The organism is Methylorubrum rhodesianum, from assembly GCF_014199985.1.
GTDB classification, from domain to species: Bacteria; Pseudomonadota; Alphaproteobacteria; order Rhizobiales; family Beijerinckiaceae; genus Methylobacterium; species Methylobacterium rhodesianum.
Map to the genome: position 1 here is coordinate 419,246 of NZ_JACHOS010000003.1, position 19,471 is coordinate 438,716.

15 protein-coding genes are annotated in these 19,471 nt (G+C 70.7%); 6 read left to right on the plus strand and 9 right to left on the minus strand.

Translation table 11 applies throughout. The features are described from left to right. Positions 1 to 36 precede the first annotated feature (36 nt). The 4 genes from HNR01_RS06545 to HNR01_RS06560 form a co-directional block, all read right to left on the minus strand. On the minus strand, positions 37 to 813 hold the full coding sequence (locus tag HNR01_RS06545; protein WP_017483929.1) for an ABC transporter permease subunit: 777 nt from the start codon (positions 811 to 813) through the stop codon (positions 37 to 39). Next, positions 810 to 1,745 carry an ABC transporter permease gene (locus tag HNR01_RS06550; RefSeq protein ID WP_183667199.1) on the minus strand — a complete coding sequence of 312 codons (936 nt, stop codon included), beginning with the start codon at positions 1,743 to 1,745 and terminating at the stop codon, positions 810 to 812. Before HNR01_RS06550 ends, HNR01_RS06545 begins: the two co-directional genes overlap by 4 nt. Positions 1,746 to 1,756: 11 nt before the next feature. Then, positions 1,757 to 2,860: an ABC transporter ATP-binding protein gene (locus HNR01_RS06555; RefSeq protein WP_183667169.1), complete on the minus strand. Its 1,104-nt coding sequence runs from the start codon at positions 2,858 to 2,860 to the stop codon at positions 1,757 to 1,759. Between the two features lie 89 nt (positions 2,861 to 2,949). Then, complete coding sequence (locus tag HNR01_RS06560) at positions 2,950 to 3,642, minus strand: Crp/Fnr family transcriptional regulator (protein WP_026105439.1); 693 nt, start codon at positions 3,640 to 3,642, stop codon at positions 2,950 to 2,952. A 391-nt stretch (positions 3,643 to 4,033) separates the two neighbouring features. Between HNR01_RS06560 and HNR01_RS06565 the strand changes: the two genes are divergently transcribed. From HNR01_RS06565 to HNR01_RS06580, 4 genes are all read left to right on the plus strand, one after another. Beyond that, complete coding sequence (locus HNR01_RS06565; RefSeq protein ID WP_153874336.1) at positions 4,034 to 4,285, plus strand: hypothetical protein; 252 nt, start codon at positions 4,034 to 4,036, stop codon at positions 4,283 to 4,285. A 169-nt stretch (positions 4,286 to 4,454) separates the two neighbouring features. Next, complete coding sequence (locus tag HNR01_RS06570; protein ID WP_183667170.1) at positions 4,455 to 7,178, plus strand: DUF2339 domain-containing protein; 2,724 nt, start codon at positions 4,455 to 4,457, stop codon at positions 7,176 to 7,178. A gap of 437 nt (positions 7,179 to 7,615) precedes the next feature. After that, complete coding sequence (locus HNR01_RS06575; RefSeq protein WP_017483924.1) at positions 7,616 to 8,101, plus strand: hypothetical protein; 486 nt, start codon at positions 7,616 to 7,618, stop codon at positions 8,099 to 8,101. A gap of 424 nt (positions 8,102 to 8,525) precedes the next feature. Beyond that, positions 8,526 to 8,915, plus strand: a complete 390-nt coding sequence (locus HNR01_RS06580; RefSeq protein WP_017483923.1) for a hypothetical protein — start codon at positions 8,526 to 8,528, stop codon at positions 8,913 to 8,915. A 450-nt stretch (positions 8,916 to 9,365) separates the two neighbouring features. On the opposite strand, the gene HNR01_RS06585 is transcribed toward HNR01_RS06580, so the two are convergent. Next, a complete protein-coding gene (locus HNR01_RS06585) occupies positions 9,366 to 10,667 on the minus strand; it encodes an MFS transporter (protein ID WP_017483921.1) in 1,302 nt (433 codons plus the stop codon). A gap of 89 nt (positions 10,668 to 10,756) precedes the next feature. Next, positions 10,757 to 11,932, minus strand: coding sequence for a pyridoxal-phosphate-dependent aminotransferase family protein (locus HNR01_RS06590; protein ID WP_183667171.1), 1,176 nt, complete (start codon positions 11,930 to 11,932; stop codon positions 10,757 to 10,759). A gap of 176 nt (positions 11,933 to 12,108) precedes the next feature. Between HNR01_RS06590 and HNR01_RS06595 the strand changes: the two genes are divergently transcribed. After that, on the plus strand, positions 12,109 to 12,912 hold the full coding sequence (locus tag HNR01_RS06595) for a GntR family transcriptional regulator (RefSeq protein ID WP_051061624.1): 804 nt from the start codon (positions 12,109 to 12,111) through the stop codon (positions 12,910 to 12,912). A 55-nt stretch (positions 12,913 to 12,967) separates the two neighbouring features. After that, the gene (gene hyi / locus HNR01_RS06600; protein ID WP_183667172.1) at positions 12,968 to 13,744 is read left to right on the plus strand and encodes a hydroxypyruvate isomerase; all 777 of its coding nucleotides are present in this window, start codon (positions 12,968 to 12,970) and stop codon (positions 13,742 to 13,744) included. Positions 13,745 to 13,847: 103 nt separating this feature from the next. Here hyi and HNR01_RS06605 read toward each other — a convergent pair whose 3' ends face one another. The 3 genes from HNR01_RS06605 to HNR01_RS06615 form a co-directional block, all read right to left on the minus strand. Further along, positions 13,848 to 14,720, minus strand: a complete 873-nt coding sequence (locus HNR01_RS06605) for an SDR family oxidoreductase (RefSeq protein ID WP_017483917.1) — start codon at positions 14,718 to 14,720, stop codon at positions 13,848 to 13,850. Positions 14,721 to 14,796: 76 nt separating this feature from the next. Then, positions 14,797 to 17,733 (minus strand): FAD-binding and (Fe-S)-binding domain-containing protein, encoded by a 2,937-nt coding sequence (locus tag HNR01_RS06610; protein ID WP_183667200.1) that lies wholly within the window; start codon positions 17,731 to 17,733, stop codon positions 14,797 to 14,799. Positions 17,734 to 17,976: 243 nt separating this feature from the next. Next, entirely contained in the window at positions 17,977 to 19,368 is a 1,392-nt protein-coding gene (locus HNR01_RS06615) for a polyhydroxyalkanoate depolymerase (protein ID WP_183667173.1), read from the minus strand. Between the last annotated feature and the right edge of the window lie 103 nt (positions 19,369 to 19,471).

Here is a 19,471-nt window from a genome sequence, read left to right on the forward strand (position 1 = left end):
TGGAGACGCAGACGTGATGCGGTCCCGTCGGCGTCCCTAGGCCGCTGCCCCTCTGCGTCCCGTCAGCCAGGAGGCGGCGAGCACCACGAGCCCGACGGCGGCGATCAGCAGGGTCGAGGCGGCGTTGATCTCCGGGTTCACCCCGAGGCGGACCTGGCTGTAGATCCGCATCGGCAGGGTGGTGGCGCCGGGGCCGGAGACGAAGCTCGCGATCACGAGGTCGTCGAGCGACAGGGTGAAGGCGAGCAGGAACCCGGCCGCGACCGAGGGCGCGATCAGCGGCAGGGTGATGCCGAAGAAGACGCGGGCCGGCCCCGCGCCGAGATCGGCCGCCGCCTCCTCCAGCGAGCGGTCGAGGCCCTTCAGGCGGGCGCCGACCACGACCGCGACGAAGCCGGTGGCGAAGGTCGCGTGCGCGATGACGAGGGTACCGATGCCCCGGTCGAGGCCGATGCCGACGAACAGCAGGAGCAGCGACAGGCCGGTGATGACTTCCGGCATCACCATCGGCGCGTAGAGAAGTCCGGTATAGGCGCCGCGCCCCCGGAAGCGCCCGTGCCGGTCGAGGGCGAGCGCCGCGCAGGTGCCGAGCACCCCGGCGATGCTGGCCGAGAGCAGAGCGACCTTGAGCGAGACGAGGGCGGCGGCGATCAGCGGCCCGTCCCGGAACAGCACGCCGTACCACTCGGTCGAGAACCCGCCCCAGACCGTGACGAGCTTCGACGCGTTGAACGAGTAGACGATCAGCACCCCGATCGGCGCGTAGAGGAAGGCCAGCGCCAGGATCAGCACCGTGCGGGCGAAGAGACTCATCGCTGAGCCCCCTCCGCCGCTTCCTCGCGGCGCAGCTCCGCCTCGCGGAACAGCACCACGGGCCCGACCACGAGGATCAGCAGCAGCACGGCGACCGCGGAGGCGAGCGGCCAGTCGCGGTTGGAGAAGAACTCGCTCCACAGGACGCGCCCGAGCATCAGCGTGTCCGAGCCGCCGAGGAGATCGGGGATGATGAACTCGCCGACCATGGGGATGAAGCAGAGCAGCGCCCCGGCGGCGAGGCCGGGCAGGCTCAGCGGCAGGGTGACGGTGAAGAAGGCCCGCGCCCGCCCGGCGCCGAGATCGGCGGCGGCCTCGGTGAGCGCGGGGTCGAGCCGGCTCATCACCGCGTAGAGCGGCAGCACCATGAAGGGCAGGTAGGCGTAGGTGAGCCCGATCAGCACGCCGAAGGGGCTGTCGAGGATCGGCAGCGGCGCGGCGATCAGCCCGAGTTTGATGAGGGCGGCGTTGAGCAGCCCCTCGGGCTTGAGAATCGCGATCCAGGCATAGACGCGGATGAGAAAGCTCGTCCAGAACGGCACGATGACGAGCGCCACCAGGATCGGCTGCCAGCGCGCCGAGGCGCGGGCCATGGCGTAGGCCGTGGGCGTGCCGATCAGGACGAGGATCGCGGTGGCGAGCGCGGCGTAGCCCAGCGAGGAGAGAGCGGCGTCGCGGTAGAGCGCGTCGGCCGCGATCATCTGGTAGTTCTGGAAGTCGAGTGCCTCGAAGAACTCGCGCCAGCCCTCCAGGCCGCCGTCCCATTCGAGCACCGGCAGGTAGGGCGGCTGGGCGGTGGCCGGCGAGGAGAAGCTGATCTTCAGCGTCACCGCGAAGGGGACGAGGAAGAACAGCGCCAGCCACAGGAACGGCAGGCCCCGGACGAAGCCACGCCCCAAGCGCTGAGACAGGCGCCGCGACGGACCGCGCATGACAGCAGGGCTCATGCCGGCAGGATCCGCGCGGCGTCCGCGGGCACCGCGACGGCGACGGTCTCGCCGACGGCCGGGATCGGGCCGGACGCCGGCAGGGCGGCGGAGGCGCGCAGGGTCGAGCCGTTGGCCATCTCGACCCGATAGCGGATGCGGTCGCCGAGGAAGGTCGCCTCGGTCAATCGTCCCCGGAGACGACCGGACAGGTCATCCCCCTCTCCCTCTCCCTCCCCGCTCACGACGAGCCGCTCGGGACGGATCGCGACCACGACGGCGTTGCCCGCCTCGCCCTCGCCGCTCGCGCGAAGGAGGCCCAGAGCGGTCTCGACGCCGCGCACGCCGCCCGGTTCCGCCCGTCCGAGGCGGCCGTCGATCAGGTTCACGTCGCCGAGCAGGCCCGCGACGTAGCGGCTCGCCGGGCGTTCGTAGAGTTCGCGCGCCGGCCCGACCTGCACGAGGCGCCCGCGCTCCATCACGCCGATCCGGTCGGCGAGCGCCATCGCCTCCTCGGCGTCGTGGGTGACGACGACGAAGCTCGTGCCGAGCCGCCGCTGGATCGCCCGCAATTCCCCTTGTGTCTCCTCGCGCAGGGCCCGGTCCAGCGCGCCGAGGGGCTCGTCGAGAAGCAGGAGACGCGGCTCGCGGGCCAGCGCCCGGGCCAGGGCCACCCGCTGGCGCTGGCCGCCGGAGAGCTTGTCGGGGCGGCGCGCCTCGAAGCCTTCGAGGCGCACGAGCCGGAGCAGAGCCTTCACCCGCTCGGCGCTCCGGGTCCGGCCGAGCCCCAGCCCCTTGAGCCCGTAGGCGAGGTTGGCCGCCACGCTCATGTGCGGGAACAGCGCGTAGGACTGGAACATCATGTTGATCGGCCGCCGGTGCGGCGGCAGCGCCGTCAGGTCCGTCTCGCCGAGTCGGATCGTGCCGGAATCCGGCGTCTCGAACCCGGCCACCATCCGCAGCAGGGTGCTCTTGCCGCAGCCGGAGGGGCCGAGCAGGCAGAAGAACTCGCCGCCTGCGAGATCGAGGGAGACGCCATCGACCGCCATGTGCGGGCCGAAGCGCTTGGTGACCCGCTCCAGGCGGAGCCTCTGTTCCGGATGGGACGTGCTTGCGTGCAAGATTGATCTTCGGACCGGCGTCGCGGCGGATTCCCGGCGACTTGTCTGTTGAGAAGGGCGATTTCGAGAGAACGGTGCCGCGGGACGGATCACGCGTCCTCCCGCAGCGCCTCCTGGACCCGCGCCTCGAGGAGGTCGGGACGGCGGATGACGAGGGCACCGCGGGTGCGGTCGATCAGCCCCTCGCCCGCCATCACCGTGAACTCGCGGGTCACCTGCTCCCGGCGGCAGCCGATGCGGGCGGCCAGCACGTGGTGGTAGGGCGGCGGCGTCACCACCCGCTCGCCGTCCTGCCCGGCCCGGGGGACCGAAAGGCGCAGCAGCTCGGCGTAGAGCCGGTGGCGCAGGTCGAGCAGCGCGTGCTCCATCAGCCGGGTGTTCAGCTCGCGCACGCGCTTGGCGAGCAGGCGGAACAGCCGGTCGGCGATGACCTCGGAGGCGAACACGATCTGGCGGAAGACCGGGGCGGGCACCACGCAGACCTCGCCGCGGGTGAGTGCCGTGACGTTGGCCGAGCGGCCGATGCCGTCCAGCGCCGCAAGCTCGCCGAAGAAGGCGCCGGTGCGCATCTCGCCGAGGATGACTTCCTTGCCGGATTGAGACCGGTTGAGGATGCGTACTTCGCCCATGGCGAGGAAGTACACGTCGGTCGAGATGTCGTCGTAATCGACGAGCGTCTCGTTCTCGTCGAAGCGCCGCCAATGGCAGCGCGTCTCGAATGGGGAGAGATCGACACCCGGTTCCTTGAAGAACGGGATGCTCGCCAACCGGCCTGTCGCCACGCCTCTTGTACCTTAGTCTACGCGCGTAGACTGAATGGTGAGGCTCCCGCCGGGGCGGGTCAAGTCGCTGCGTGCGGCTGCGCGACGATTGGGGTGGACGGCGGGGACCCTCGGGTGCCTCCGTGCGCCGCGCCGGCGCTGCCTTCGAATTCGGCAGGTCATCGCGGGGCGGGAACTGATTCGGCCGTCCCGGCCGCTTGTAATGGCGCTAAAAGGCTAGACTGATAAGCACTTAGCCGGAGAACGAATAGGCCGGCTTCGATCGTCTTCCATGAAGTTGTCCGCCGCGCAACAGGTTTTTTGTACCGTTTGTAGCCATTTTCCGCGTGATTTTAGGAAGCATTAACCGTAACCTTTCGTTGCGGATCTGAGGCAATCGCGGAGTTAACCGATGTTGGAAGGTTACCGTGACTTATTTCTGCAGGACGCTTTCAAAGTAGGACTGATTTCATCTTCAGAGAGCCGTGGTGATATTGGATGCCTCGTTTGGGACGAGACACCCGATGGAGTCGATGTCGAGGTCGGTGCTGATGTCATCGTTCCTGATTCTGTGCGCTTATCCATCGCCTGTCTGAAGATCGACTGTCGCTGCGCCGTGGTCGAGCGTGAGGGCTGTCGACTTTATCTTGCATTCGTTCGCTGAGGCGGCACGGCTGCCGCATCCGCTGCTGACATCCAGCTCGGCCGTCATTTGCAAGACCGCGCGATCCATAGGATTCGTGGCGCAATGATTCACGAGCGTGTGAGCACCCGCACCCATACGGGCCGGGAACGAGGCTAGCTTCGCCGCTCTCGAAGCGGACGCTCGGCCTATGGACGATGGACTTTTCCTGAGTGCGGTGCTGATCGCGCTGGCGCTCGCCCTGTCCGGTCCGGCGGGCCTGCTGCTGGCGCTGCGGCAGCGGCACCGGGTTCAGGTTCTGGAGCGCCGCCTCGCCCTGGTGGAGGCGCGGCCGATCGCCGGCCCTGCGCCGATGCAGGCCCCGACCCTAACCTCCCCGCCGCCGGCCGCCGCGCCTGAGCCGCCCCGTCCGGAGCCGGCGTCCGAGGCTCCGGCATCTGAGTCTCCGTTGCCCGCGCCTCCGCCGCCGCGTGGAACCGTCCCGGCCGTGGCGCCGGGACGGACGGCATCCGCGCCCTCCCCCTCCCCTGCCCCATCCATCGAGGAGCGTTTCGGCACCCGCTGGACCGTCTGGGTCGGCGGCCTCGCCCTTGCCTTCGGCGCGGTGCTGCTCGTGCGGTACTCGGCCGAGCGCGGCCTGTTCGGACCGGGCGTGCGGATCGCCGGCGGTTTCGCCCTCGCCTTCGGCCTCATCGGGCTCGGCGAGTTTCTGAGACGGCGCCTGCGCGGGGCGGAGCCGATGCCCTCGATCTGGCCCGACGTGCCGGCCATGGTCACCGCCGCCGGCACCGTCGGCCTGTTCGGAGCGGTCTACGCCGCGCACGCGCTCTACGGCTTCATCGGACCGGGCCTCGCCTTCGCGGGGCTCGCCGTGACAGGTCTCGCCGCGATGGCGGCCGCCCTGCTGCACGGGCCGGCGCTGGCCGGGATCGGCCTCGTCGGGGCGCTGGCCACCCCGCTCCTCGTCGGCGGCGGGGGCACGAGCCTGTGGCCGCTCGCCCTCTACCTGCCGGTGGTGGCGGGCAGCGCCTACGCCTTCGCCTGGCTGAAGGGCTGGCGCGCGCTCGCGGTGTCGGCCGCGATCGGTGCCGCGGTCTGGGCCCTGTTCCTCACGATCCTGCCCGGAGAGGGCGCGGCCGTACACGCCCACCTCGTCTTGCAGCAGGCGCTGGCAGTGCTCGTCTTCGCCGTGCTGCCGGGGCGCGGCGTGCCCGATGAGCAGGCGCGGCTCGACCGCTTCGCCGCCGTGGCGCTGGCGCTCGCGGGCGGCGTGGCGCTGGCGGTGCTCGGCGGGACGGCGGCGAAAGGCGACGATCTGAGCTGGGCTGCCGCTGCCCTGGCCGCCACCGTACTGCCCGCGCTCGCGGGCCTGGTCGCCGCCCCCGCCGCCGCGGGCGGCGCCGTCGCGGCCCTGACGCTCGCGGGAGCCCTGGTGCTCTGGCCGCAGGCGGCGGATCCTGCGGGCACCCCCTTCTTCCTCCTCTGGTACGGAACCGTGAATCCCGGGCTGCTGATCGCGCTGGCCACCATCGGCTCGCTGATGGTCACCGCCCTCGGCGCGCTGCGGCTCCTGGGCGGCAGCCGGCTCCCCTACGCCACGGCACAGAGCTTCGCGGCCGGCGCGGCGGCGGCTCCGCTCGCCGCACTCGCGATCGCGGATCTGCGGATCGCGGGCGGGGCGGTGGCCCCGGGCTTCGCCGCCGCCGCGGGTATCCTGGCGGCGGGCTTCTGCGGGCTCGCCGCCCTCTGCCGACGCCAGGGCGAGGAAACCCCCTCCCCGGCTCTGGCGCTCGGCCTCGGCGCCTTCGCGGCGGCGGCGGTGGCGAGCCTGTGCCTCGGCCTCGTCTTCGCCCTCTCGGGCGGATCGCTGACGCCGGCCCTGGCCGGGGCGGCCCTCGCCACGGCCCTGATCGCGCGGCGGCTCGATATCCCGGCCCTGCGCTGGTGCGTGGCCGGGCTCGCCGTCATCGTCGCCGCCCGGCTCGCCTGGGATCCGGCCCTGATCCGGGGGGAGCTGTCGCGCACGCCCATCCTCAACGGGCTCGTGACCGCCTACGGCCTGCCGGCCCTCTGCTTCGGCCTCGCCGCCCGGGCAATCCGCTGGCCGGCGCGCCCGGCGGATATCCCGCAACAGGTGGCACAGGCCCTGAGCCTGCTGCTCTCGGCTCTGTTCGTCTTCCTCGAGATCCGTCACGCGCTCCATGGCGGCCGCCTGTCCGAGCCCGGCACGAGCGTGCTGGAACAAGGACTGACGACCTTGACCGCCCTCGGCTTCTCCCTGGTGCTGACGCGGTTCTCCGGCCCCTCGGCCTCGCCGGTGATCCGCTTCGGCGGCCTCGCCTTCGCCTGTCTCGCCCTGCTCCAGGGCGCGCTCGGCCTCGGGCTCGCCGCCAACCCCCTCCTGACCGACGAGCCGGTGGCGGGCGGGATCGTCCTGAACGACGCCGTGCTCGCCTACGCCCTGCCGGCGGCGGCGACCTTCGCCCTGGCGCGGGCGGCGCGGCGCGACGGGCGGCCCACCTGGTTTGTGCGGATGACGGGGGGCCTCGGATTGGCCCTGAGCTTCCTCGCCCTGTGCCTCGCCGTGCGGCACGGCTTCCAGGGCGAGCGGCTCGGGCTCGACCGCGAGACCGGACAGGCCGAGTGGTACGCCTACTCGGCGGCGTGGCTCGGCCTCGGCCTCGCCGCCCTCGGCTACGGCATCCTGAAGGGCTCGGCCACCGCGCGGCTCGCCTCCGCCGTGCTCGTCGGGTTGGCCACGCTCAAGGTGTTCCTGCTCGACCTCTCGGGACTGGAGGGACCGTTGCGGGCGCTGTCCTTCCTCGGGCTCGGCGCCTGCCTGATCGGCATCGGCCTCGTCTACCAGCGCCTCGTCTTCGCACCGGCATCCAGGCGTGCCGCGCCCGAACTCTGAAGCGGTCCCGTTCCGGAACGGCGCCCGATCCCGGCATTGACCTTCGGCTAACCGGTCGCGGTCATTCTGCGGGGGAGCCAAGTTGCGTATCGGCTCGGTCGTGCGAACGACGCGCCCCGCCGTCCCGACTCGGACGGCGGGGCCGCGACGCCGCTCCAGGGCGCGGCCCCGATCCGCCGCAGCGGCGGGCGCGGCGAGTCCCTGCCGGTCGCGCCGGGTGTCCCATCATGCAGCCTCCTCCGGCTCCGGCGCGCCCGACCGCGGCCCGCCTCGGCCGGCGACGCGGCGGGGCGTCGCGGAGCGGAACAGGGCCGAGGGCTGGCTTCTTCCCCCGATGAGTCGGCGCCCTCGCGCGGCCGTATCGTCCGGACCGCGCCGTCCCGAACGGGCGGCTGCCGTCGCGAAGGCGCCGTGGACCCATTGCGAAGGATCCCTGCATGTCCCATCGTTCGACCCGCCTGCGCATCCCGGCCATCCTGCTCGCCGCCGTGACCGGCCTCGCGCTGCCGGCCGCCGCGCATGCGGAGGGCCAGGCGGGGGGAAAGCCGCTGCCGCCGCCGGCCAGCGATGCGATGCCGCCGGTCGAGCTGACCGTCGAGATGCGCGACGGCCATCCCGTCTGCCAGCCGGCGGAGCTGCGTCTGCCGGCGGACACCAACGTGGCGCTCAACGTGGTGAGCCGGGCCGACCAGCCGGTGACGATCACCATGCCGGGCCAGTTCGAGAACGGCCGCGTGCTGCACGCCGACGGCGATCTCGTCCACGTGGCGAGCGAGAAGGGCTACACGGTCAAGCGGGAGGGGCGCGGGCAGTTGCGCCTGCGCACGGTCGCGGCCGGCGAGAAGACCTTCGCCTGCACCGGCGCCAACAGCCGGAGCAACCCCTTCGAGGGCAAGGTGATCCTGACCCCACCCGCGGGCTGAGACCGCCTTCCGGCCGCGTGGGGCAGGATCGAGGCGGCCTGCGGATCTGATTTGCCTCCGCTCGATCGCAGCGAAGACCGTATCGGCAAGATCTGCCATCCCGCCCGGTGCATGAGCGAAGCCCGAATTGTCCATCCCGAAAGAATCGGGCGGGTCCGGTACGCGAGCGCATCCGGCAAGTCTTGACCACGTGACCTGACCACGCGGCACGGCGTTGAGGTTGACGATGAGATCTGCGATGAGGCTGAGACGGCCTCTCGCAAAACTCCCGATCCCTCACCTTCGTCGCTCTGGCGACGACCGTGCGCCGGACGTTTTGCGAGAGACACCGAGCAGGCCCCATCCCCCATCCACCCGTGGGAGCGGCGATCCCGTCCCCCTCGTTGCGGCGAGGACGTGGGGCGGATCAGAGGACAGAGGACGCATGGCGAAGTCGGGGGACGAAGACGAGCAGGCCATCGACCGCCTGACCCTGTACATGCTCAAGGAGACCTATTGCGCGGCCGCGGGCGCCTTGATGCGGATGAATCCGTCGGCGGCCGATGCGCTGTTCCAGGCCTTCGAACGGCAGATCGCCGAGGCGCTCCAGCGCATGCACGCCCAGCGTTCCGAAGGCCCGGATTCGACGGCCATCGCCCTGGCGGTCGGCGACCGGATCGCCGAGATCCTCGAACAGGCCCACCGCCGCCAGTTCGAGCCGGCCACCGCGCCGGGACCCGAGGATCGCAGCCTCAAGGCCGTGCGGGAGGCGGGCATCTCCAGCGAGGCGGTCGAGATCCTGGCAGACCTCCAGCGCCGCTTCCCCTCCCCTTGAGCCCTTCCCGTCCCCTCCGCAGGGCAAACGCGTAAGCCGGCTCGGATCGCGGGTTCCCGCAGGCGGGCACCGGCGCCGCCTGCAGGGGCGGTTCGCTTGCCGCGAAGCCGCGCGCTCGTACGATCGGGACGTGGGGGGCGACGCCCTGTCCTGTTCACGCGTGGCGCGAGACTCCCGCGCCGGAGGCCTGCGCGCTCGCGGACATCGACCGTTTCGACGGGGCGATACGGGCCTCGAACGCCGCGGCGCCCCTGCAACTCGCCCTTCTGAACGAGGCCGCCTTGATACGGCGCTGGCCGTCCGATCGTCCCGCCGCCGTCGCGCCCGCGGCCGTCTTCGACGGCGTCGCAGGGAGCAACCGCCCGTCGCCGACGTTCGGACGGGCGTCCGGGTCGGCGCCGGGCAACGCCCGGCCCTGTCGCCGCCCGAGGACGGCGACGGGATCCGCCCTCACTCCGCCGGCACCGGTCGGGGCGTCAGGGGCGCGGGCTCGTCCTCGAACGGGCGCTCGGGATGCATCGTGAAGGCGAGGCCCGCGCCGAGGAGCAGCAGACCGACAGAGCCGGCGAACGGCAGGATCCAGTTGCCGGTGAGATCCACGATCAGGCCGAAGGTCAGCGGCGAGACGATCGCGGCGAAGGCCGAGCCGAAGTTCATCAGCCCGCTCGCCGTGCCGGCATATTGCGGGGCGATGTCCATCGGCACCGACCAGATCGGCCCGATCACCAGTTCGAGGAAGAAGAAGCCGCCGCTGAGCAGCAGCGCCACCAGGGTGAGGTCCTTGGTGAAGAACACCCCCGCGAGGCAGGCGGCGGCGCCCAGCATGCCGAGGCAGATGACGTTGCGGCGCGCCTTCTGCAGGTCGCCGGTCTTCTTCAGGATGCGGTCGGACATCACGCCACCGAGCGTGTCGCCGACGACGCCCGCGAAGAACACGCCCGAGGCGAACAGGGCCGAGTTCTTGATGTCGAGGCCGTAGCCGTCCTTGAAGAACGAGGGCAGCCAGTTGAGGTAAAGCCACAGCGACCAGCCGTAGCAGAAATAGGTCAGCGTGACGGGCGCCATGCGCGGCACCAGCCGCCGCCACGGCACCGGGGGCTTCGCCGCGGGCTTGGCCGTGCGGTCGCGGATCGCCAGGCGCTCCAGATCCTCCCCGGTGATGCTCTTATGCTCGCGCGGGTCGTCCCGGTAGTAGAACACCCAGACCAAGACCCAGGCGAAGCTGACGATGCCGAGCACGACGAAGGCGCCGCGCCAGCCGACATAGGCCATCATCAGCACCACCAGCGGCGGCGTGATCGCGTTGCCGAAGCGGGCGAACGAGTGGGTGATCCCCTGAGCGAAGCCGCGCTGGTCCTTGGCCACCCAGGACTGCATGGCGCGGGTCGCGGTGGGGAAGGTGGCGCCCTCGCCGAAGCCCAGCGCGAAGCGGGCCAGGAACAGCGAGACCACGCCGCCGACGAAGCCGGTGGCCACCGTCGCCGCCGCCCAGATCAGGCCGCAGATGAACAGGGTGCGCCGCGCGCCCCATTTGTCGGCCATGGCACCGCCGACGATCTGGAACACCGCGTAGGGGTAGGCGAAGGCCGAGAAGACGAGGCCGAGTTCGGTGTTGGTGAGGCCGAGCTCGCCCTTGATCGCCGGGCCGGCGGTGCCGACGTTGACCCGGTCGACATAGGTGATGAAGTACATCAGGCAGAGCAGGAACAGCACCATGCCCGGCGCCGTCACGCGGCGTGGGATCGTGATCATCGGGGTTTCCTCCGGATTTCATGAGCAGGCGCCCCGGGCCCCACATCTGACGCGCGGCTCGGCCCAGGGCGCGGGCGTTCGTGAGAGAATCAGGCGTCGAGGCCGGAGCGCAGGCTCGCCATGGCGGCGAGCACGCCGCCGCGCTGGTGCGGCACGCCGGCCGCCGCCAAGCCCATCTCGACGCCGGACAGGGCGCCCATCAGCGTCAGGTCATTGGTCTCGCCGAGATGGCCGATGCGGAAGATCTTGTCGGCGAGCTTCGACAGGCCCGCGCCGAGCGACATGTCGAACTTTTCCAGCACCAGGGCGCGGAAGGCGTCCGCGCCCTTGCCGTCGGGCATCATCACCGCCGTGAGCACCGGCGAGTACTCGTCCGGGTTCTGGCACAGCACTTCGAGCCCCCAGGCCTCGACCGCGGCGCGGGTCGCCGCGGCCAGCCGCTGGTGACGGGCGAAGACGTTGTCGAGCCCCTCCTCCAGCATCATCGCCACCGCCTCGCGCAGGCCGTAGAGCAGGTTGGTGGCGGGCGTGTAGGGGAAATAGCCGTTGGCGTTGGGCTTCAGCATCTCCTCCCAGTCCCAGTAGGAGCGGGGGATGTTGTTGGACCGGCCCGCCGCCCGCGCCTTGTCCGAGATCGCGGTGAAGCCGAGGCCCGGCGGCAGCATCAGACCCTTCTGCGAGCCGCTGACGGTGACGTCGACGCCCCACTCGTCGTGGCGGTAATCGACCGAACCGAGCGAGGAGATGGTGTCGACGAGGAGCAGGGCCGGGTGGCCGGCGGCATCGATCGCCTTGCGGATCGCCGGGATGCGGCTCGTCACGCCGGTGGAGGTCTCGTTGTGGACCACCATCACCGCCTTGAAGGAATGGCCGCGATCCTCCGCCAGCTTGGCCTCGACCAGGGCCGGATCGACGCCGTGGCGCCAGTCGCCGGGCACGAACTCGACCTCGATGCCCCAGCGCGCCGCCATCTGCCGCCACAGGGTGGCGAAGTGGCCGGTCTCGAACATCAGCACCCGGTCGCCCGACGAGAGCGTGTTGACGATCGTCGCCTCCCAGGCCCCCGTGCCCGAGCCCGGATAGATCACCACCGGCCCCTTGGTGCGGAAGATGGTGCGGCAGCCCTCGAGCACCTCGCGTCCGAGCGCCCCGAATTCCGGCCCGCGATGGTCGATCACCTGCCGGTCCATGGCGCGCAGCACGCGCTCGGGCACCGGGCTCGGCCCCGGAATGTGCAGGAAATGTCGTCCGGTGCGGCTCGTCATGGTTCCTCCCGTTCGGCCGAATGCCGGGCGTTTCACGTCGGGCCCGGTCGTTTCATCCCGCCAGATTGCATTCATTTATGGTCGAGACAAGAAGTATCATGCCTTCAATTCATCCCATCGACGGCGACCGAACCCGCTGCTACCAATCCATCATGACTTCCGCCACGATTTCCGCCGTGACACGCCCCGAAGGCGAATCGGAGGGTGCGGACAGCCCGATCCCCCTCCCCGCCGGGCATGCGGCCGGATCGCCGGCCGGATCTGTCGCCGGACCTGCCGCCAAACCCCGGGAAAACCTCGTGCATTCTCTTCACGACGAGGTGCTGGCACGGCTGCGCGAGTTCATCGTCGAGGGCAATCTCGGGCCCGGCGCCCGGGTGCCCGAGCGGCTGCTGTGCGAGCGCTTCGGCATCTCGCGCACCCCCTTGCGCGAGGCGTTGAAGGTGCTGGCCTCGGAGGGACTGATCGACCTGCTGCCGAACCGCGGCGCCCGGGTCCGCCGGATCGGCGAGCGGGAGATCGTCGAGCTGTTCGACGTGATGGGCGGGTTGGAGGCCCTGGCCGGGCGGCTCGCCTGCGAGCGCATCTCGGACGAGGCCTATGCCGCGATCGAACGGCTCCACCACGACATGTACGGCCACTATCTGCGGCGCGACCTGCACGGCTACTTCACCTGCAACCAGGCGATCCACGACCGCATCGTTCAGGCGGCCGACAACGCGCCCCTGAGCGCCGCCTACGCGAGCTTCGCGGGGCGCCTGCGGCGGGCGCGCTACTCGGCCAATCTCGACGCCAACCGCGACCGCTGGGGCGAGGCGATGCGCGAGCACGAGGAGATCCTCGACGCCCTGCGCCGCCGGGCCGGGGCGGAACTCAGCGACATCCTGTTCCGCCACCTGCGCAACAAGCGCAAGGCGGCCGCCGACCGGGAGGCGGCGGTGCCGGCTCTCGGAGAGATCGTGGCGGGCGAAAGCGCCTGACGCCCGCTCGACCGATCATTTTTGAATGCATTTTGCACGACCGAACGGTTCGTTCATGCCTCGCTTCGCCGCCAATCTCAGCCTGCTCTTCACGGAGGTGCCGCTGCTCGACCGATTCGCGGCAGCCCGCGCCGCCGGTTTCGCGGCGGTGGAGATGCAGTTTCCTTATGCCGAGCCGAAGGAAGTCCTGGCCGCGCGCCGCGCGGAGGCCGGCCTGCCGCTCGTGCTGCACAACCTGCCGCCCGGCGACTGGGCGGCGGGCGAGCGCGGCATCGCCATCCTACCCGAGCGGGTCCCTGAGTTCCGCGAGGGCGTCGCCCGGGCGACCGACTATGCCGGCGCGCTCGGATGCCGGCAGATCAACTGCCTTGCCGGCCTCGCGCCGTCGGGCGCCGAACGGACGCGCCTCCTCGGGACGCTGACCGAAAACCTCGCCTACGCGGCCGACGCGCTGGGCAAGGCCGGCATCCGCCTGTTGCTCGAGCCGATCAACGACCGCGACATGCCGGGCTTCTTCCTCAATCGCCTCGCCGACGCCGCCTCCGTGATCGAGGCGGTGGGCTCCGAAAATCTCTTCATCCAGGCCGACCTCTACCACATGGCGCGGATGGGTGAGGACTTGGCCGCGGAACTGGCGGCCCATCGTGACCGCATCGCCCATGTCCAGATCGCCGATGCCCCCGGCCGCCACGAGCCCGGCACCGGAAGCATCGATTTCCCTGCCGCCTTCGCCACCCTCGACCGCCTCGGCTACGACGGCTTCATCGGCTGCGAATACGGGCCGGCGGCCGGCACCGCAGCGGGACTCGGCTGGATGACGGCCTTCCGCTGAAAGGTACCGGGATCGCGGAGGGATCATCCTCGGCGGAGCCCCGGCCCATCTCCGGGGCCTTGCCCTGGGCCCCGGAAAGGTCGCGTCCTCTCGATACCCGCGATCAGAAGATCGGCATGCCGCCGGCAACGGTGATCAGCGCGCCGGAGGTGTAGCTGCTCTCCTCCGCCGCCAGCATGACGTAGGCCGAGGCGAGCTCCGCCGGCTGGCCGGGGCGGTCGAACGGCACTTGGCTGCCGAAGGTCTTCACCGAATCCTCGCTCATCCCGGCGGGGATGAACGGGGTCCAGATCGGGCCGGGCAGCACGCCGTTGACGCGGATGCCCTTCTCGGCGAGCAGCTGGGCGAGGCCGAGCACCATGTTGCTGAGCGCGCCCTTGGTGGCGCTGTAGGCGAACAGGGTCGGCACCGGGTGCTTGGAATTGACCGAGGAGGTGAAGATCACCGAGGCACCGGGCTTGAGATGCGCCAGCGCCGCCTTGGTGGCGTAGAACGGGCCGAAGATGTTGGTCTGGAAGTGCTTTTCGAAGATCGCGTCGTCGATGTCTTCGACGCTCTGGTTCGGCTGTTGGAAGGCGGCGTTGTTGACCAGGATGTCGAGCCGGCCGAACTCCTTGGCCGTGCGCTCGACGATCTCGCGGGCATGGGCCGCGTCCTTGATGTCACCGGGGAGCAGCAGGGCACGACGGCCCGCCTTCTCGATCCAGTTGCCGACGGTCTCCGCATCCTTCTGCTCGTCGGGCAGATAGGAGATCGCCACGTCCGCACCCTCGCGGGCATAGGCGATGGCGACCGCCCGGCCGATGCCGCTGTCGCCGCCCGTCACCAGGGCCGCCTTGCCGGCGAGCTTGCCGGAGCCCCGATAGCTCTCCTCGCCGTGATCCGGCTCGGGCGCCATCTTGTCCGTCTGGCCGGGGAAGCTCTGGGGCTGCGTCTCGAAGGGGGGGCGCGGGTACTTCGTCAGCGGATCGGTCATCACGGCTCCTCTCGGGGATTGCCGCGACAACCGGATGCGAGGGCCGCCGTTCCGATGCGGCGACCCTGGGCCGCGGTCACCCCGCCGGCATCAGGGCCGCGTCGAGCACGCGGGCGACGTGGAGGGCGTCACGGCCGAGGCCGTCATGGATCTGGTGGCGGCAACTCGTGCCGTCGGCCACGACGAGGTCGCCCGCATCCGCCTTGCGCAGGGCCGGGAACAGCGACAGCTCGGCCATGGCGAAGGAGACGTCGATGGTGTCCCGTCCGTAGCCGAAGGCGCCGGCCATGCCGCAGCAGCTCGACTCGATGACGCGCACATCGAGCCCCGGCACGGAGCGCAGCACCGTCTCCACGGACCCCATCGCGCCGAAGCTCTTCTGGTGGCAGTGGCCGTGCAGGTGGGCGACCCGGCCGCCCTGGTCGGCGAGCGGAAGCGTGACCCGGCCGGCCGCGAGGTCGGCGGCAAGGAGTTCTTCGAAGAGGAAAGCCTTGCTCGCGAGCTCGCCCGCCTCCTCGCGCGGCAGCAACGACAGGAACTCGTCGCGGAAGGTCAGGAGGCAGGACGGCTCGAGGCCGACCACGCGGGCGCCGGCCCGCACGAAGGGCAGGAGCGTGTCCAGCGTCCGCCGGGCCTCCTCGCGCGCCCGGTCGGTCTGTCCGGAGGCGAGGTAGGTGCGGCCGCAGCAGAGCGGGCGGCGGCCCCTGTGGGCGAGCACGCGGTGCAGGCGGTAGCCGGCGGCCCGCAGCACCCGCTCGGCGGCCTCCAGATTCTCGCGCTCGAAGGCGCGGTTGAAGGTGTCGCCGAACAGGACGAGGTCGCGATGATCTCCTGTTACGTCCTCGGGATGGGCGACCTCGCCGCTCTCGCGCCAGGGCCGGCGCCACTCGGGCAGGGAGCGTCGGGCCGAGAAGCCGGCCCATTGCTCGCCGAACCGGGCGAGCGCGGGGTAGCGGTTGCGCAGGTTCAGGAGCGGTGCGAGCGCGGCGGCGACGCCGGCATAGCGGGGCATCTCGGCTACCAGCCGCTCCTTGAGCGGCAGGCCGTGCCGGGCGTGGTAGTGATGCAGGAACTCGACCTTCATCTTGGCCATGTCGACGCCGGTCGGGCATTCCCGGCGGCAGGCCTTGCACGAGACGCACAGGTCCATCGTGCGCTTCATCTCAGGCGACAGGAACGCGTCGTCCCCGAGCTGGCCCGAGATCGCCAGCCGCAGGGAGTTGGCGCGGCCGCGGGTGAGGTGCTGCTCGTCGCGGGTGGCGCGGTAGGAGGGGCACATCGCGCCTCCGGCGAGCTTCCGGCAGGTGCCGTTGTTGTTGCACATCTCGACCGCCGGACCGAACCCGCCCCAGTCCGACCAGTCCAGGGCGGTCTCCCGGGGGGCGCTCACCGCGTAGCCGGGCGAGAAGCGCATCAGGCTGCGGTCGTCCATCTTCAGCGGGCGGACGATCTTGTTCGGGTTCAGGCGATTGTCGGGATCGAAGCCGTCCTTCACCGTCTCGAAGGCGCGGGTGAGTGCCGCGCCAAACAGCGGCTCGACGAATTCCGAGCGCGAGATGCCGTCGCCGTGCTCGCCCGAGTAGGAGCCCTTGTGGCGGCGCACCAGTTCCGCGGTCTCCTCGGCGATGGCGCGCATCTTCCGCACATCACCGCCCTCCTTCATGTTGAGGATCGGGCGCACATGCAGGCAGCCGACGGAGGCGTGGGCGTACCACGTGCCGCGGGTGCCGTGCTTCGAGAACACCTCGGTGACCGCGTCGGTGTAGTCGGCCAGATGGTCGAGGGGAACGGCGCAATCCTCGATGAAGGAGACGGGCTTGGCGTCCCCCTTCATCGACATCATGATGTTGAGGCAGGCCTCGCGCACCTCCCACACGGCCTTCTGGCGGTTCGGCTCCACCACCTCGACCACGGCGTCCGCGAAACCGTGATCGGCCATGCACTGATCGAGGCGCTTGAGGTCTCGCTTCAGGGCGGCGAGATCATCGCCGGCGAACTCGGCGAGCAGCAGGCAGTTCGGCTGGCCCCTGGTGATGTCGGCGAGCGTGGTGCGGAACAGCGGGATGTCGGCGCCGAGAACCAGCACGTTGTTGTCGACGAGCTCCACCGCCACGGGGTCGAGGGCGACGATGTGCTGCGTCGTCTCCATCGCCGCGCGGAACGAGGGGAAGTGGCACACGCCCATCACCCGGTGGGCCGGCAGGCGCGAGAGCTTGAGCGTCACCGCCGTGGTGGCGGCGAGCGTCCCCTCCGAACCGACGAGGAGATGAGCGAGGTTCGGGCGCGGCTCGATCAGGGAGTCGAGGTTGTAGCCGCCGACCCGCCGCTGCACCCGCGGGTACATCCTCTCGATCTCGTCGCGGTTCTCGGCGGCGAGCGCCAGCATGCGCCGGGCGAGGTCTTCCGGCCGCGCGCCGCCGGTCACGGCGCTCGCCGCGTTGCCGGTCAGCCCGAACCCGAAGGCGGCGCCGTCATGGAACAGCGCCTCCATGGCGATCACGTTGTCGCTCATCTTGCCGTAGCGGAGCGAGCGGGCGCCGCAGGAATTGTTGCCGGCCATGCCGCCGATGGTGCAGCGGGTCGCGGTCGAGGGCTCAACCGGGAAGAACCAGCCATCGGCCTTGATCCGGGCGTTGAGGCGCTCCAGCACGTGACCGGGCTCGACGGTAACCGTGCCACCCTCCGCGTCGTAGGCGACGACGCCGTTGAAGTGGCGCGAGCAATCGACCACGAGGCCGGCGCCGATCGGCTGGCCGTTCTGCGAGGTGCCGCCGCCGCGCATGATCACGGGCAGGTCGAACTGGGCCGCCACCCTCAGGGTCGCGGCGATGTCGGCGGCGCTCTTGGGAAACACCACGCCCGCCGGCATGATCTGGTAGATCGAGGCGTCGGTCGCGTAGCGTCCGCGGGTGAAGGCGTCGAAACGGGCCTCGCCCTGCAGAACCTCCGCGAGCTTGCGCGGCAGCCCGGCCGCGTTGCGGGCCTGCGCCCGGGCGCTCGGAGCCGGGACCACTGCCTCGGCCGGTTTCGCGCTCGCGCCCGAGTTGGTGTCCGGGTTCGCGCCGACGTTCGCGCCCAAGTGGAACCTCCCTCCCCTCGCCTTCACCCTGAATGGGCGTCAGCCGTTTTTGAATTCATAATTCGCCAGTGTGGACGGGTCAAACGCAACGACGTCGCGGCCTGCCCTAAGACGAAGCGGCCGCCAAGGGAGATCGGCGGCCGCTTCGCATGGCGCGGGTGCATCCGAGAGGGTAGGCTACAGGGCGATCCGCTGCGGGATCGCGTCCCGCGATCCATGCCGCTGCGCCCGTTCGAGGGCGGGCTCGGGCCATATGATCGCATCGGTGGAGGCGACCTCGGGCGGCTTCACCGCCGGGATGATCGGACCCTGGCGCAACAGGATCGGATGCGGCTCCGGCGCCGGCACCACGGGGGCCGGCCGCATCGCGGCGGGCCGCAGGCTGCGCTCCATGAAGCCGCGCATCAGCGGCACGATGTCCTGCCGGAAGCGCGAGCCGTTGAAGATGCCGTAATGCCCGGCGCCCGGCTGCATGTGGTAGGTCTTGGCCGCCTCGGGCAAATTGACGGCGAGATCGAGCGCGGCCCTCGTCTGGCCGAGGCCGGTGATGTCGTCCTTCTCGCCCTCCACCGCCATCAGATGGCAGCGGCGGATCGCGCCGAGATCGACTGGGTCGCCGCGGTGGCGCAGGGTGCCGCGGGGCAGGTCGTGACCGATGAAGACCCGATCGATCGTCTCGAGGTAGAATTCGGCGGTCAGGTCCATCACCGCGAGATACTCGTCGTAGAAGGCCCGGTGGCGGGCGGCGGAATCGCCGTCGCCGCGCACGAGATGGTCGAACATCGCGTGGTGGGCGTCCCGGTGCCGCTCAAGGTTCATCCCCATGAAGCCGGCAAGCTGCAGGAAGCCCGGATAGACCGCGCGTCCCGCGCCCGGATAGCCGGGCGGCACGGTGTGGATGCAGTGCCGCTCGAACCAGGCGAAGCCCTTCTCCTGGGCGAGAGCGTTGACGGCGGTGGGCGAGCGGCGGGTATCGACAGGCCCGCCCATCAGCACGGCCGAGCGCGGCACGAGCGGGTGATCCTCCGCCTCCATCCGGGCGATGGCGGCGAGCACCGGCACGGAGGGCTGGCACACCGCCGCGACGTGCAGGTCCGGCCCCAGCGCCGCGAACAGGTCGGTGCAGGTGTCGATGTAGTCGTCGAGCCCGAACCGGCCGGCGCGCGCCGGCACCTGGCGGGCATCGGTCCAATCGGTGATGAAGACCTGATGGCTGTCGAGGAAGGCCTCGACCGTGCCGCGCAGCAGCGTGGCGTAATGGCCCGACATCGGCGCGACGATCAGGAGCTTCGGCTTGGCCTCGAGCGCCGCGGAAGGCTCGCCGAAGGCGATCACGCGGCAGAAGGGGCGCTCCCAGACGATCCGCTCGCTCACGCCGAGCCCGAAGGCGGGCTTGGCATAGACGCGGGTGGCGCGCTCGAACATCTCGCAGCCAGCGGCCACGGTGCGGCTGTGGGGGGCGTAGGCGAGAGGATTGAACGGGTTCTCGCAGGCAAGCCGGGTGGCTTCCGCCGCCAGGCGCATCGGTGCGAGCATGAGATGGCCAGCCTCATAAAGAGGGTACAGCATGCGAGCGCTTCCCTGGAGCAGCTCGCTTGACCCAAGCTGTCCTTTTCTTGCGTTGGTGGAAGGTGCAACTCGCGGGCCCGAGAAAAGGTTTCGTTTGTACAAG